Source organism: Marinobacter alkaliphilus, from assembly GCF_055394375.1.
The window spans coordinates 1,260,971-1,277,034 of record NZ_AP043751.1 but is presented as its reverse complement, the minus strand read 5'-3'; the positions used below and the strand labels follow the sequence as shown (position 1 = coordinate 1,277,034).

Below are 16,064 nucleotides of genomic sequence, written 5' to 3'. Positions count from 1 at the left end.
TTCTCAGCATCTAGTGCACTATTCTCATCAAAGCATGTTTTATCTACAACAGCCATTCGCATAAGGGCCTTTCTTGCGAACTTTAAGCCTCAACGCCCGCATTGTCCTGATTGCCAGCTCAAGCATTGTTATCAGCGTAGCTCTGATTCTATTCATTGCCTACGACATGCTGGTTCGCGATTTTGAGCAGGTACTCACGGAGCGCCAGACATTACAAACGGCCGCAGTGGCCAGCAAGGTAAACGAGGAACTGAGTATTCGTCTGAATGCCTTGGAGGCATTTGCCAGCGTACTGACGGACGGCGACAACCTTCTACCGCTGTCTGAGCTCGAAGTGCTGCTCGGGCGCCAACCCACTCTGGAAAAGTTGTTTGGCGGCGGACTGCTGGTCTTCGACAACCAGAGCGTCGCAATCGCTGAAAATCGTTTTGTGCCTGATCGGCTGGGCACGTCCTATGCGGATCGACCTCACTTTAAACGAGCCATGCAATCCCGCACGGCTATTGTCAGCCGGCCAATTATAGGACGGACAACCGGTTTGCCACTGTTATCGTTTCTCGCGCCGGTTGAAAGTGATCATGGCGACTTACTGGGACTAGCCGGGGGCACCATCAACCTGGCAGAGGCAGGCCTTCTTCCTGAAGAGATCAAGACTGATGAAGGCACCATTCTCAAGGTGTTGGACTCCGGAAACTTTATTCAGGTGGACGCCCTTCAGAAGGACCAACCGGCACCCGAGCTTCCCCACCCGGGCGAAGACCCTCTGATCGACGCGGCCCTATCCGGCGTCCCCTTCGGCGTGGTCACAGATCTCTCCGGGCAACGCTGGGTATACAGTACCCGACATCTGGAGCGACTCGGCTGGCTATTTTTGAGTGCAGCGCCTTATGAGCGCGCCATTCAGCCCGCTAGAGCTTCGTTTCGCAGTTTTCTCTGGATCAGCGTGCTGGCAATGCTCCCGCTATTGGTCATGACTTACTTTGTGTCCAGGGCTGCTACGCGACAACTGGGCGGGATGTCTCAAAAGATCACGAGAATGGCGGCAGACAGCTCTTCTGCCCAGCGGTTAACCACCGAAGGGCCCGCCGAAACCCGAAATCTGGCCAAAGCGTTCAATACCCTGATGGCGGAACGAGAAGCGCTGGATGTTTTGAAAAACCAGTTTGTGTCAAACGTCAGTCATGAACTGCGCACGCCGCTGACCTCTATCAACGGATCTCTCAGATTGCTGCAATCAGGCTCCGCCGGCGAGTTGCCGCCGAAAGCATCAGCTATGGTTGAGCTGGCCTTACGCAACGGCCAGCAGCTTCAGGCACTGATTACCGACCTTCTGGACTTTGAGAAGGCAGTAGCGGGAAAGCTCAACGTCCAGATGCGTGACATTGATCTGAGTGAAGCTATAGAGGCCGCCTGCGCCGGAAACCGGCCGATGGCAGGGCACTACTCCGTCAAACTTGTTGCCAAAACCGATAGCATGCTCAGCGTTTTTGCAGATCCTGACCGGCTTCGTCAAATACTGGATAACTTCATCAGTAATGCGATCAAACACTCCCCCAGCGATGGTGTTGTAGCCGTCAGCGCGAGCTCGACAGCCCCCGGGATTGTTCGCATCATGGTTTCAGATCAAGGCCAGGGCGTACCCGAGCACTTTTTACCCCACTTGTTCCAACGCTTTGCCCAGGCAGAGGCTGGTTGCAATCGGGCCAAAGCGGGAACCGGGTTAGGGCTTGCGATATGCCGGGAACTTGCCGGCCTGATGTCCGGAAAGGTCGGCTACGATTACTCAAACGGCGCCCACTTCTGGTTGGAACTGTGTGCGAAAGAACGCCAGGGCGAGGACCATCTATGAGAACGCCTGACCACCCCAAAAACGAAACTTTGCGGCTGTCTGCCCTCGAGGCAGCTCAGCTTCTGGACACACCGCCGGAAGAGCGATTTGATCGAATTACCAGGCTCGCCGCCAGAACCTTTGACGTGCCCATTTGCCTGGTATCGCTGATAGACAAGGATCGCCAATGGTTCAAATCCTGCTACGGCCTGGGTGTACGGGAAACCGCCCGCGACATTTCCTTCTGTGGCCATGCCATTCTTGGCGCTGATACCTTTGTGGTTGAAAATGCGTTGCAAGACGAACGGTTTGCAGACAATCCCCTGGTCACCGGCGAACCCGACATCCGCTTCTATGCGGGTGCACCACTGGAGGACCGGAATGGCTTTCGCTTGGGTACCTTGTGCCTGATCGACAAGAAGCCGAGAACCTTTTCCAGCGACGATCAAAAGACGCTCCGCGATTTTGCAGACCTGGTCGAGCGGGAGTTTCAATATCAGGAGCTCGGGACCTACTATTCGGGGAGAACGCAGGCGCTGAATATCCTGAATGACATTTCTCTGGATTCCAGCGGCAGCGTGTCTGAGAGAATCGAGCGCGCTTTGGCCATTGCGACTCAGTATCTCAAGTTGGAAACCGCCATTGTCAGCAATATCACCGGCGGCGTTTACACGATCCTTTGGCACCACGAGCGGCATCCGACGTCTCTGGAGAACGGCACCACATTCCCGCTTGAGCAGACCTACTGCTCACTCCTGGCGGCCCAGGGTAGCGTCCTTGCCATCAACCACATGGCGCGGTCACGCTTCAGCGAACACCCGTGTTATCGGCAATTCCGACTGGAGAGTTATCTGGCAGCGCCGGTGTGGATCGATGATGAGCTGTTCGGTACGCTGAACTTCTCCTCGCCCACCCCCCGCCGCCCCGGATTTACGGAAACAGAAAAGACATTCGTCAACCTTCTTGGCCGCTGGATCGCCGACATCATTCAGCAGCAAAAGCACACGGAAGTACTCGACAAACTGGTCGCCAACGCGCCGGGCATGCTCTACCAATACCGCTTGTGGCCAGACGGCCATAGTACCTTTCCCTACGCCAGCGGTGGGATTCAGGCCATTTACCAGGTCACCGCAGAACAGGTTGCCAAAGATGCTTCGCCAGTCTTTGAACGCATTCACCCGGATGATCTGGCTGTTGTCGCTGATTCAATACAAGCATCTGCCGACCGTCTGGCGCCCTGGACACAGAGATATCGTATTCGCTGGCAGGACGGCAGCTGGCACTGGGTAGAGGGCAAGGCACGGCCTGAGCGACTGCCCGATGGCAGTGTGCTATGGCACGGATACATTGTAGATATTGATGAGCGCCACAAAATCGAGGAAATGAAGAGCCAGTTCATTTCCACGGTCAGTCACGAGCTTCGCACACCGCTGACTTCAATCGCCGGTTCACTGGGCCTCATAAGCAGCAGTTCTCTGGGCCATTTGCCCGAGAAATCTCAACAGATGGTGTCCATCGCCCTCAGAAATACAGAGCAACTCAAACACCTGATCAATGATTTGCTCGACATTGAAAAACTGGTGTCTGGTCGCATGCCCATGCACCCAACCAATCAGCCTGTCGCCCCTGTTATCGAGGAATCAATCGAGCGCCTGGCGCCTTACCTGGAACACCGGCGAATACAGGTTGTCCACCAACAGGATCATCCGGGTGTAACCGCCTGGTTCGATCCGCAACGCCTTAGCCAGGCACTGAGCAACCTGCTCTCCAATGCCGCCAAGTTTTCAGAGCAAGGTGCCAGCGTAAGGGTCTCCACCAAACTATTCCCCGATCACGTCAGGATTTCGGTCACAGACCACGGTATCGGCATTCCCGACAGCTTCCGCGCGCGCATTTTCCAGAAATTTGCCCAGGCCGACAGTTCAAGCACAAGGGGCAAGCAGGGGACGGGGCTGGGGCTGGCGATTACCCGAGAGATCATGGCTCAGATGGGTGGCAGCGTTGATTTCGAGTCGACAGAAGGAAAAGGCGCAACCTTCTGGCTTGAACTGCCGCTGGCGCAGCCGTCGAAGCCTGAGGCGTCCGAGTGAAAAGGGGCAACGATCAGATGTTTCGATCGCTCATACGGATTGCCCGCTGCATGGTTCTGATACTCATGGTGTCGGTTGCCATCACCGTGGACAGGGTCAGCACGGAACGCATCAGAACCGAGGTTCGGCAGGAATGGCAGGCAAAGATCGATGACCTGGCGCTGGATCTGCAAGGCAGGATTCTGCAGAACATAACAACGGTGTGGGGCTTGGCAGCAAGTGTCTCGGTGGAACCAGAACTGGGCGAGGCTCGTTTTCAGGAACTGGCCGCCGTTATTTTTCGGCTGGCCACTGAATTAAGAAACATCGGCCTGGCGCCTGATTTTGTCATTAACAACATATACCCCCTGGAGGGCAATGAAGCCGCCATTGGCCTGGACTTGAGGACGCAAAGCCTCCCGGCCGAACAGGTTCTCATGCTTATGGAAACGGAACGCGCGGTGTTCAGTGGCCCCATTAATCTGGTGCAAGGAGGCCAGGGACTGGCAGCCCGAATTCCGATTTTTATCTCCGACTCCGATGAGTTCTGGGGCGTGGTTTCCGTGATCCTGGACCTTCAAAGCCTTTACGAAGCCGTCAACCTGGGCAGCAGGTTGCAGGAAGCACAGCTCGTGCTGTCCACTTCATCTGACCTGGCCACCTCGGAGAGCATCTTTTTCGGAACCCGAGATGTTAGCTGGCAGCAGCCGGTATACAACGCTCTGGACATGCACGGCACCAGTTGGCACCTGTTCGCTCAACCCAAGGCGGGGTGGCCAGACCAACCACCACAGCCCTGGTTGTTACGCGGGATTCTCGCATTGCTGGTGTTACTGGTAACCTCTGCAACCTTCTGGCTGACCAGGCTGCTGCTTAAGGATCGGCAGATGCAACAATGGTTTTCAGGGCTGTTCGAACTTGCACCGGTCGGGATCGCATTGTTCGATGCAGAAAACAACAAACTACTGCAGGCCAACCCGAGCCTGAAAAGCATCCTTGGTGATCATCCACGCTCCCTGGCTTTTTTCAACAGAACGTTTGACGAGCATGGAGACCCCATTATCGAGTTCGAGGGTGTAACACAGACGCTGGCCAGGTCAGAGAAACTAACCGGCCGGCAGAGCCTTGTTAAGGATAGTACTGGCTCACTCAAGCCGATTATGCTGCACGGTCTGAAACTTATCACCACCGATGGAAAGCCCGTTGTCTGGCTGATTGTTGAGGATGTTTCTGCGCAGAAAAACGCAGAACGGCTAAAGAATCAGTTCATCTCTACGGTAAGCCATGAACTGCGAACGCCACTGACATCCATCTCCGGGGCCCTCGGGCTATTGGCCAACGAGGCTGCGGGAACGCTTCCTGATAGCGCGCTTCGACTGACCCGGATTGCCCACAGAAACAGTGAGCAACTAACCTATCTGGTCAATGATCTGCTCGACATTGAAAAACTGATCGCCGGTAAAATGACGCTCGAGATGAAGACACTTCAAGTCTTTGATGTCGTGCGTGAGTGTGTCGAGAACATCGGGAACTACGCCTCGGAGCATCAGGTGACCGTGGATATCCGGCAACTTGCAGATGTGAAAGTGACCGCCGATAAGCGACGACTGATGCAGGCCCTGAACAATCTGCTTTCCAACGCCATCAAGTTTTCACCAGAGCATTCCGATGTGCACGTCTACACGGAACGGGAGGGCCGCAAAGTAAGAATCCTGGTGCAGGATTTTGGTAAAGGGATACCACCCGAATTCGAGCCCCTGGTGTTCGAAAAGTTCGCCCAGGCCGAGACCGATGGCCGGTGTTCAAAAGCCGGAACCGGGCTCGGACTGGCCATTACCCGTGAGTTGATGCTCAAAATGCATGGGGCGGTTGGCTTCATCTCCCGACCTGGACACGGCGCCACATTCTGGCTGGAATTAACCGAAGAGGAACAGACAACGAGCGCATCATCGGACGACGAAGGGCCCGGAAAAACTTGAACAAAGGAGGCTGAGAACAGAGCCCCAGCCTCCTGCCTTAGCACCTGTATCTCAGGCGTTTTTCAGCATCTCCCTAACCACATAGTGCAAAATGCCACCATGCTGGAAATACACCGCCTCGTTGGCGGTATCAATCCGTGATTTCAGCTCACAGGTTTGTGTTGATCCATCCTTGTAGGTCACCGTCATGGTCAGGGTCTGGCCCGGCTTGATCTCGCCAGACAGCCCCTCGATGCTGATGGTTTCCTCACCCGTCAGTTTCAGGCTCTTGCGATCGCTACCCTCCGGGAACTGCAGGGGCATCACGCCCATACCGATCAGGTTGGAGCGATGGATACGTTCGTAGGATTCCGCCACCACGGCTCTGACGCCCAGCAGCCGGGTACCCTTGGCCGCCCAATCGCGGCTTGAGCCCGTGCCATACTCTTTGCCAGCAATCACCACCAACGGCGTGCCCTGCTCCTGGTACTTCATGGCGGCATCGTAGATGGCCATCTGCTCGCCGGTGGGCACAAACTTGGTGAAACCGCCTTCCACACCATCGAGCATCTCGTTTCGGATGCGCACATTCGCGAAGGTGCCGCGCATCATCACTTCGTGGTTACCCCGGCGGGAGCCATAGGAGTTGAAGTCTTTCGGCTCCACACCGTGTGCCTGCAGGTATTTGCCAGCAGGAGTGTCGGCCTTGAAGGAACCGGCCGGGGAGATATGGTCGGTGGTGACCGAATCACCCAAAAGAGCCAGGATGTTGGCATCCTTGATGTTCTCGATGGCCTCGGGCTGCTCACCCATGCCTTCGAAAAACGGCGGATGCTGGATATAGGTGGAGTTGTCGCTCCACTCGTACACCTTGCTCTCGGGCACCTTGATGGACTTCCAGGTGGCGTCACCATCGAACACTTCCGCATACTCCTTGCGGAACATGTCGGTTTTCACCTTCTCCACAGCCTCGGCAATCTCCTGCTGGCTGGGCCAGAGGTCTTTCAGGTAGACAGGATTGCCAGCCTTGTCATTTCCGAGCGGCTCTTTCTCGAGATCGAGACGCACATTGCCCGCCAGGGCATAGGCCACCACCAAAGGCGGGGACGCCAGCCAGTTGGTTTTCACCAGCGGATGCACCCGGCCTTCGAAATTCCGGTTGCCCGAGAGCACCGAGGCAACGGTCAGGTCGCCGTCGGCAATGGCTTTTTCTACCTCCTCCGGAAGCGGGCCGGAGTTACCGATACAGGTGGTACAGCCGTAACCCACCAGGTTGAACCCCAATTTGTCCAGGTCGTCCTGGAAGCCACCGACGCGCAGGTAATCGGTGACCACTTTGGAACCCGGCGCCAGCGAGGTCTTCACCCAGGGTTTGGTGTTCAGACCCTTTTCCACGGCCTTCTGGGCAATCAGGCCTGCGGCCATCATCACACTTGGGTTCGAGGTGTTGGTGCAGGAGGTAATGGCGGCAATCACCACCGCCCCGGGGTCGAGCCGGGCCTTCTCGCCATTCATATGCAACGGCTGGCTCGACGGGTGCTCAAAATAGGCATCCTGGGCGCCCACGGCAGTGCCGCCACCCTCGGATTCCAGGTTGGCTTTGCGGTTTTCTCCTGGGCCTTCCGAGGTTTCCATCAGCAGTTCAAAGGACGACTTCATATTCTTCAGAGCCACGCGATCCTGGGGCCGCTTCGGACCGGCCAGGCTGGCTTCGACATCGCCCATGTCCAGTTCCAGGTTATCAGTATAGACCGGTTCATGGCCTGGCTCCCGCCAAAGCCCCTGGGCCTTTGCGTAGGCTTCCACCAGCGCAAGCTGCTCCTCATCCCGGCCGGTCAGACGCATGTAATTGATGGTCTGCTCATCAACCGGGAAGAAGCCGCAAGTAGCGCCGTACTCGGGCGCCATATTGGCGATGGTGGCCCGGTCAGCCACCGGCATGTCCTTCAGACCGTCGCCGTAGAATTCAACGAATTTGCCCACCACGCCCTTCTTGCGCAGCATTTCAGTGACCGTCAGCACAAGGTCGGTGGCGGTGATGCCTTCCCGCAGCTTGCCGGTGATCTTGAAGCCAATCACCTCGGGTATGAGCATGGAAACCGGTTGGCCCAGCATCGCGGCTTCGGCCTCAATGCCACCGACACCCCAGCCGAGAATGCCCAGGCCGTTGATCATGGTAGTGTGAGAATCGGTGCCCACCAGAGTGTCTGGATAGGCCACGTTCTTGCCGTCGATCTCTTTCTGCCAGACGGTCTTACCCAGATACTCCAGGTTCACCTGATGACAAATGCCGGTGCCCGGCGGCACCACCCTGAAGTTATCAAAGGCCTGCTGGCCCCAGCGCAGGAATTCGTAACGCTCCTGGTTACGCTCCATCTCGATGGCGACGTTTTCCTTGAAGGCAGATGGATTGCCGAACTTGTCCACCATTACCGAGTGGTCGATGACCAGGTCTACCGGGGATAAGGGGTTGATCAGGGCCGGGTCTTTACCCGCCTGCTTCACGGCCTCGCGCATGGCGGCCAGGTCCACCACCCCGGGCACGCCGGTGAAATCCTGCATCAATACCCGGGCCGGGCGAAACTGAATCTCAGTGTCGGAGCTTCGGTCTTTCAGCCACTGCACCATGGCATCGATATGGGAGCGGTCCACCGTGACGTCGTCTTCGTTGCGCAGCAGGTTCTCCAACAGGACCTTCAAGGAGAACGGCAGGCGGTTCAGGTCGCCCAGGGTGTCGGCCGCCTTGGACAGACTGTAGTAGTGATAGGTCTTGCCACCCGCGTTCAGGGTGGAGAGGGTATTCAGGCTGTCTTTACTCAGGGATGAACTCGACATGCTATGCCTCCTCGTCGGAAATCTCCTTTAACTATTGCATCGAATGGCGAGAGTTCAACTGCAGTCCCGTGAATGTTCCACATTACCCCGGTGAATACTGTCAGTATCAACCGTGACCTGGCGTATACAAGTTAAACAAAAAGACGATACTTGAGCCATTCCCGTACTGATACCGTACACACCTTAGCTTTCCCCGACTTTTACAGGAATCTCGCTTGCTGACGCTTGATCATTTCTTTGTTCTGAATCCCGAGACTGACAAACTGGTATCGGGCCAATACGACTATGGCCTGGTGATGTTGTCTCTGCTGATCTCTGTGGGCGCTTCCTACCTGGGGCTAACCCTGGTTGCCGCTGCGCGCCGCAGCAATACCCTCTATATGCAGCGCCTCCATCTGTTCAGCGGTTCAACCGCTTTGGGCTTTGGCATCTGGACCATGCATTTTATTGGCATGCTAGCCTTTGAAATGCCTACCCATGTGCATTTTCACCCCTGGATTACCGCACTATCCGCCGTCCCAAGTCTGTTTGCTTCATGGGTGGCACTCAGCCTTTTGGCCCGGCACGAACTGACCGGGCCGCGACTGATCGGTGGTGGCGTGGTGGTCGGGGCCGGCATCGGTGCCATGCACTATCTCGGCATGGCCGCTATGGAGATCGGGCCGGCACTTCGCTACGACCCAACGTTATTCGCACTGTCGATTGTGGTGGCGGTGATGCTGGGCACCCTGGCGCTGTGGATCAGCTTCGGGCTGCGCCATAGAACTCGCCTGCGTGGGTACAAGCGCCGTTTACTCGCCGGTACCGTGATGGGGCTGGCCATCGCCGGCATGCATTACACTGCGATGGAAGCCGCCCGGTTTATCGGCCAGCCCGCCCCGGATTTTCTGCCCGGGAGCAACAGCCACACCGTTCTGGCACTGACCATTGCATTCGTAACGGTAACCCTCAGCCTGCTCGCATCCGGGGTCAACGCGGTAGCCCGTTATCGCGCCCTGATGAGGCGAAGTCAGGAAACCGCCAGCGAACTGCGCACCATTGTCGATGCCGCCGTAGATGGCATTATCAAAATTTCCGACCGGGGCATTGTGCTTTCCTTTAACGAATCGGCTGAGCGCATTTTCGGTTACCGCGCCGATGAGGTCGTGGGCAAAAATATCAGCATGCTGATGCCGAACCCCCATCGTGATGCCCACGACGGCTATCTGAAAAACTACCTGCGCACCGGGGAACGTAAAATCATCGGCTCTGGTCGCGAAGTCTGGGCGCTACATAAGGATGGCCACCAGATTCCGGTTCGTCTGGGCATTGGTGAATCCCGGCTGGGCGGCATCAGCACCTTTGTAGGCTTCATCACTGATATTTCCGAACGGCATCGCATGGAAACCGATCTGCGCCAGGCAAAAGAGGACGCAGAACAGGCTGCCGCCGCCAAAAGTGCGTTTCTGGCCAACATGAGCCATGAAATCCGCACCCCGATGAACGCCATTATCGGCTTCACCGACCTGGTACTGGACGCACCGCTGGATGAAACTCAAGCACGGCATCTTGGCGTGGTAAAAACCTCGGCCCGGTCTCTGCTTAACCTGCTCAACGATATTCTGGACACCGCCAAACTGGACGGTGGTCATACCGAACTCGAATTGCAAGATTTCAACCTGCGCCGCCTCTGTGACCAGGTGATTGCCACCCAATCCCTGAATGCCGCGCGCAAAGGGCTGTATCTGACACTGGATTACCAGGCCGGAGAATACTATCAGGGCGATCCCTTGCGCATTCAGCAAGTGGTGCTGAATCTGTTAAGCAATGCCGTAAAATTCACCCAGACAGGCGGCGTCACCCTGCAGGTGCGGGAACCGGCTGCGCGCAAGGTCGTTATCCGGGTTGAGGATACCGGCATTGGCATTTCTGCCGATCGCATCGACAGGATTTTCGAACCGTTTACCCAGGCCGATTCCAGCATGACCCGTCGCTTTGGTGGCACAGGCCTGGGCACGACCATTGCCCGACAACTGGTGGAACTGATGGGCGGCACCATCAGCGTAACCAGCACCCCGGGCGAAGGCTCGGTGTTCCAGGTAGAACTGCCCCTGCCAACCGGCCAGGCCGTGGACGCGGATACGCTGTCAGACCAGGAAATCGCGCTGCCACCCTTGCGCATTCTGGTTGCCGATGATGTGCCACAAAACCTGGAACTGCTGAGAACTTTGCTGCTTCACCGCAAACATGATGTCACCACGGCCGCCAACGGCCAAGAAGCGGTCGACCTCTACCGTAACCAGGCCTTCGATCTGATTCTGATGGACGTGCAGATGCCCGGCATGAATGGTCACGAAGCCACCCGGGCCATTCGGCAACAAGAAGCCGCCGCCCAACGCAGCTACACACCCGTGATCGCCCTGACCGCCAGCGTGCTGGAAGACGACCGCAGGCAGGCCCTGGAGGCAGGCATGGACGGCTTCGCCATCAAACCACTGAACCTGCCGGAACTCACCGGTGAAATGGCCCGGGTGCTGGGTATTGAGACCACCGAAACCACCAACGCCAGCCATGTCGCCGATGACAGCGTGCTGGATGCCGCCACGGTCAAACAGCTCTGGCCGGATACCCGAAAACACCAACAGGCAGCCAAACACCTGTTGCAGGCAGCCGAGAACCAGCCCCGCGCCATCCGTCTAAGCTCCGACAACCCTGCGGCAGATGCCCACCGGGTTCGAGGCATTGCCGGTAATCTGGGTTTTCACCACCTGGCGGCAACCCTCGCCAATCTGGAAACCCGACTGAAATCGGACAAACCGGTGCCGGAGGCCCTGTGGCAGGAATTCCAGGCCGATTTTGATCGGGCACAGCAGTGGCTGACCGAACAGCCTGGGGATTCTGAGATGCCCTCCGAAAGCGGGACAGAGCCTCATACCATAGACTCGAAAACGCTGGCACAAGTGATCGAACGCCTGAGCCAGGGCGAGATTCCGGAGCGTGCTATCGAACAACTGAAGCCAGGACTGCCCAGGGAGATCGCCGATGCGATGAACGAGGCTCTCGATGACTTCGAACCAGAGAAAGCTGCCGAACTTCTGATGACTTTTCGCGATACCCTGGAGGCCTAACAATGCTGACCGACACCAAGACCCTGTTGCTGGTGGACGACGAGCCCGCCAACCTTCAGGTACTGCGTAACATACTTTCCGACCAATACCGGTTACTGTTCGCCAAAGATGGCGAGCGGGCGCTGGAACTGGCACGCAGCGAGAAACCGGATCTTGTTCTACTGGATGTGATGATGCCGGGCATGTGCGGTTACGAGGTGTGCAACGCTCTGAAAGCCGGCCAGGACACCCGCGCTATTCCGGTCATCTTTGTCACCGCCTTGTCCGATGCCGATGATGAGGCCCGGGGCTTTGAGCGGGGTGCTGTGGACTACATCACCAAACCGGTGAATGCAGCGATTGTAAAGGCCAGAGTCAAAAATCATCTGTCCCTGGTGCGTATGGACGAGCTGATAGAGACCCGGTTGGCCGTCGTTCAGCGGCTGGGGCGCGCGGCGGAATACAAGGACAACGAAACCGGCCTGCACGTTATCCGCATGAGCCATTTCTCGCGGTTGATCGCGCTGGAGTCCGGCCTCGGCGAAGCCTGGTCCGACACCCTGCTCAATGCCGCCCCGATGCACGATATCGGCAAGATCGGCATTCCGGACGCCATTCTCCAGAAACCTGGCAAGCTGGAGCCGGATGAATGGGCCATCATGCAACGCCACGCGGAAATCGGGGCGGAGATCATCGGTGAAGACGGCTCAGATCTGCTCAACATGGCGCGGGAAGTGGCCATGAATCACCACGAGAAATGGGACGGCAGCGGCTACCCGAAAGGCCTGAAAGGAAGCACCATTCCCATCTCTGCCCGGATCGTGGCCCTGGCTGATGTCTTCGACGCTCTCACCAGCGAGCGCCCTTACAAGAAGGCCTGGCCCGTAGAACAAGCAACGGATTTGATTCGTGAGCAAAGCGGCAAGCATTTCGACCCGGAACTGGTCGAGGCCTTCTTCCGCTGCCTGCCAGCGATACTTGAGGTGCGCCAGCGTTGGCAGGAATCCTGACTAGAGCAACCGGTAACGGCTGATCAACTCATCAACACGGATGACGCTGTTCTCCAATTCACCTGCCAACCCCTGCACACTGTCGGCCTCGTTGGCCACCTCACTGTTACGGGTGGCCACTGCATGAATGTTCTCGTTGATCTGTAATGACGTGGCAGCCTGTTGCTCACAGGCTGCAGCGATCTGGTTGTTCATACTGCTTACAGAATCAATGGCCTGCTCGATGCGGCTGATAGCCTCAGCTGCCTGCTGAATCGCCCGGTTGGATTCTGTAGAGCGGGTCTGTCCCATTTCCATGGCGGCGCTGGTGGCCTCCGACAGGTTTTTCAGTTCGTCCACTGTCGTACGGATTTCCTCAGTGAACTCCTGGGTCCGACGCGACAAGGATCGGACTTCATCCGCCACTACTGCGAAACCACGGCCATGTTCGCCGGCCCTGGCTGCCTCAATAGCCGCATTCAAAGCCAGGAGATTGGTCTGATCAGAGATATCGTGAATTGAACCTGTAACTCTGGCGATAGATTCCACTTTGTCAGCCAATTGAGCCACCATCCGGGCGCTGTCTTCCAGTGCCTTATTGGTTGCATCAGTCATTGTTCGGGCACTGGCCATAGCCTGGCTGCCCGCAGAGGCAGAATCGGCGGCATCTTTGGCGGCTTCCGATGCCAGTTGCGCATTGTGGGCCACTTCCTGCACGCTGGCCGACATCTGATTGGTGGCTGTCGCTACCTGATCAGCCTGTTGCTGTTGGTCATCAACGTATTGTCGTGTGCGCTGACTTGCCTGGAGCAACTGCCTGGAGTTGCTCCCCAGCGCACCGGAAAAATCCCGCATCTGTTGGATCAACTCGCTGACTTTTTCCATCATCTCATTGAACGATGCACCACTGGCAGTTCGATCATCAACAGGAAGGCGACCCGACACATCGTGGTCACGGTCAAAATCCTGAACAATCGACATCATCTGGAAAGCCTGGTTACGTTCTTTGTTCATCAACAAGGCAAAGAACACCAATATGCATGCCTCGAACACCACGAAGCCGGCATGAAGGAACACCACCCCCCAGCTACTCCCGTGACTGAAGACCATCACAGGTAAGGAACCGATATGAGCTCCGGCCATTTGCAGCCCATTGAATACGAGGTGGTGTACGGCAATCGTCAGTGCCGCCGCGACCACGGGCAACCAGTCACGATAGATAATGACCAACGCCAACGCTGCGAATATGTGGAAATGCATTTCAATGCGCCCAAGCTGAGCCTGAATCATCACCGCAGAGAAGAGCATCAGACACACAGCGAATAGAGTTGAGCAGGTCCTGGTGCCTCGCAGAAAGCGGTAACCCATCACCGCCAGCGCACCAATCAGGCTTGACGAAACCAGGGCAAAACCATGGGTGTCATAACCCAAAGGCACCAGCAGACCTACGACAGGCACATGGGCCAACAGAATGAAGAGCAGTTGCCGATCCGTGGATACCGCCTGTTGCCAGGACAGGTCCTGGATGCGGATAACGTTGGCCATGTGGTTTTTCCTCGAAGCGAAAAGAAGTGGGCGGGCAGACAAAAATATTAACGACCAATCAGGTTGGCGATTGATAGGGTTATTCCGAAAATCACAGACGTTTGTTACATACGCCTGTCGCCCTCGTCAGATCACTGGCTTTTGCTGCCCTCAGTAGTTGTACATACCCCCTGAGGCGCACTCCCCATCCACCAACTTTAAATCCGAAAGGTGCGGCTCGGGTCGAGTTCTGTCATGATTGGCGGCTGATTTCTGACGGATCAGGAACTGTCTCACGTGAAACACGATTGTCATTACCACCCGGGCGACCCGGCCAAGTGGCACTGTGGCGAGTGCCAGATGCACTATTGCAACCGCTGCATGCCCGATGCAGACACCCGCCAGCGCCGCGCCCTGTGCCCACGCTGCAGCAAAGCCATGCGGTATCTCGGGGCGGCAACCGAGGTGGTGCCCTTCTGGCACCGCATCGGCGCTTTCTTCCGTTACCCGTTCCATACCGATCCACTGATGGTAATCGCCATCTGTACGCTGGTGCCTATCGTTGCACCGGCAAACATCGTTGGTCTGATCATCTGGCTGGTGCTGGCGCTGGCGCTGTTCAAATACACCTATGCCGTGATCAGCCACACCGCAGAAGGCCATCTAAAACCGCCACCGGTGTCGGTTGCGTTCACGGGCAGCGGTTTTGATATCGTCATTCTGCAGCTTCTGGTGTTCGTGCTGATGGGTGGCCTGGTGGCTGCGGCCGCGATGATCGGCGGGCCGATTCTTATGATGCTGGCGTTGGCATTTGCGATACTCGCCCTACCCGCCAGCATCATGGTCCTGGCGATGGAGCGATCAGTGGGTGCGGCGGTGAACCCGATGAATCTGGCGGTACTGATTTCCCGCATCGGTACCCCCTACTTCCTGCTGTATGGCTACCTGATTCTGCTCACCCTGGCGTCCGGAGCGGCCCAGGACTTTGCCGTTGATCACTTTCCGATGTGGGTGGCACAGCCCCTAGCGGGCTTCCTCAACAGTACGTTTACCCTGATTCTGTTCCATATGCTGGGTTACCTGCTGTTCCAGTATCAGGAAGAACTGGGCTTTGCCTCGGACGTTCAGGGGGAAGACAGCGATGCAGACCTGCAGAACCGGGACCGGAGCACCCGCTTTGATGCCGACCTGGACATGAACCTGAAAGACGGCAACTACGACCGGGTTCAGAGCATGCTGATCGAGTCCCTCAAGAAAGACCGGGACAATCCGAAACGCATCGGGCAGCTCTATCAGATACTGACAGCCCGCCAGGCAACTGCAGAACTGTACCGTTATCATCCGCGCCTGATGGCGTGGTTGGCCCAGCGGCATGACGGTGACGGGCTGAACCAGCTGATGCAGACCCTGCAAGCGGCTGAGCCCGGCTTTCAGCTGGATGACCCGGAGCTGGCCGTGCAGTGTGCCAGCGCGCTGTATCACCGGGGCCACTTCAAGCCGGCGTTGCGATTGCTACAGGATTTCCACAAACGGTTCCCGGACAGCGACCAGCTGGCGCCGGCCTATTTACTGGCCGCCCAGGCACTGGCCAATGGCCTGCAACAGTGGGAGAAAGCCAGTGCGTTTCTCGGGTTTATCAAGAAACGCTGTGTCACCCACCCCTTGCATGGGCAGATCGACACTTGGCTGGACCAAGCCCGCAATCAGCAACCGCTGAAAGGCCCGAAAGCGAGTTTTGAGATACCGGAGTAATCAGAAAACGCCGGCACAGGGCA

The 16,064-nt window shown here is 57.0% G+C and carries 8 protein-coding genes; 6 read left to right on the top strand and 2 right to left on the bottom strand.

Annotated features, from left to right (window positions below; genetic code table 11):
• The first annotated feature begins 73 nt into the window (after nt 1-73).
• From ACZ5Q2_RS05680 to ACZ5Q2_RS05670, 3 genes are read left to right on the top strand one after another with little or no spacing between them, the layout of a single operon-like run.
• Nucleotides 74-1,849: a sensor histidine kinase gene (locus tag ACZ5Q2_RS05680; protein ID WP_374787223.1), complete on the top strand. Its 1,776-nt coding sequence runs from the start codon at nt 74-76 to the stop codon at nt 1,847-1,849.
• Nucleotides 1,846-3,918, top strand: coding sequence for a GAF domain-containing protein (locus tag ACZ5Q2_RS05675; protein ID WP_374787222.1), 2,073 nt, complete (start codon nt 1,846-1,848; stop codon nt 3,916-3,918). The genes ACZ5Q2_RS05680 and ACZ5Q2_RS05675 overlap by 4 nt, the downstream gene beginning before the upstream one ends.
• A gap of 50 nt (nt 3,919-3,968) precedes the next feature.
• The gene (locus ACZ5Q2_RS05670) at nt 3,969-5,876 is read left to right on the top strand and encodes an ATP-binding protein (RefSeq protein WP_374787221.1); all 1,908 of its coding nucleotides are present in this window, start codon (nt 3,969-3,971) and stop codon (nt 5,874-5,876) included.
• A 51-nt stretch (nt 5,877-5,927) separates the two neighbouring features.
• Here ACZ5Q2_RS05670 and acnA read toward each other — a convergent pair whose 3' ends face one another.
• Nucleotides 5,928-8,690: an aconitate hydratase AcnA gene (gene acnA, locus ACZ5Q2_RS05665; RefSeq protein WP_230712772.1), complete on the bottom strand. Its 2,763-nt coding sequence runs from the start codon at nt 8,688-8,690 to the stop codon at nt 5,928-5,930.
• Nucleotides 8,691-8,905: 215 nt separating this feature from the next.
• Here acnA and ACZ5Q2_RS05660 point away from each other — a divergent pair, with 215 nt between their 5' ends.
• A complete protein-coding gene (locus ACZ5Q2_RS05660; protein WP_374787219.1) occupies nt 8,906-11,797 on the top strand; it encodes an MHYT domain-containing protein in 2,892 nt (963 codons plus the stop codon).
• Nucleotides 11,798-11,799: 2 nt separating this feature from the next.
• A complete protein-coding gene (locus ACZ5Q2_RS05655) occupies nt 11,800-12,786 on the top strand; it encodes a response regulator (RefSeq protein WP_230712767.1) in 987 nt (328 codons plus the stop codon).
• Here ACZ5Q2_RS05655 and ACZ5Q2_RS05650 read toward each other — a convergent pair whose 3' ends face one another.
• Nucleotides 12,787-14,310, bottom strand: a complete 1,524-nt coding sequence (locus ACZ5Q2_RS05650) for a methyl-accepting chemotaxis protein (protein WP_230712765.1) — start codon at nt 14,308-14,310, stop codon at nt 12,787-12,789.
• A gap of 276 nt (nt 14,311-14,586) precedes the next feature.
• On the opposite strand from ACZ5Q2_RS05650, the gene ACZ5Q2_RS05645 reads away from it, so the two are divergent.
• Complete coding sequence (locus ACZ5Q2_RS05645) at nt 14,587-16,041, top strand: B-box zinc finger protein (protein ID WP_374787218.1); 1,455 nt, start codon at nt 14,587-14,589, stop codon at nt 16,039-16,041.
• The last annotated feature ends 23 nt before the right edge of the window (nt 16,042-16,064 follow it).

Bases quoted from the DNA above. Each gene is read 5' to 3' on its own strand.
- ACZ5Q2_RS05655 (WP_230712767.1), top strand. From the start codon at position 11,800: ATGCTGACCGACACCAAGACCCTGTTGCTGGTGGACGACGAGCCCGCC.
- ACZ5Q2_RS05670 (WP_374787221.1), top strand. From the start codon at position 3,969: ATGGTTCTGATACTCATGGTGTCGGTTGCCATCACCGTGGACAGGGTC.
- ACZ5Q2_RS05675 (WP_374787222.1), top strand. From the start codon at position 1,846: ATGAGAACGCCTGACCACCCCAAAAACGAAACTTTGCGGCTGTCTGCC.
- ACZ5Q2_RS05650 (WP_230712765.1), bottom strand. From the start codon at position 14,310: ATGGCCAACGTTATCCGCATCCAGGACCTGTCCTGGCAACAGGCGGTA.
- acnA (WP_230712772.1), bottom strand. From the start codon at position 8,690: ATGTCGAGTTCATCCCTGAGTAAAGACAGCCTGAATACCCTCTCCACC.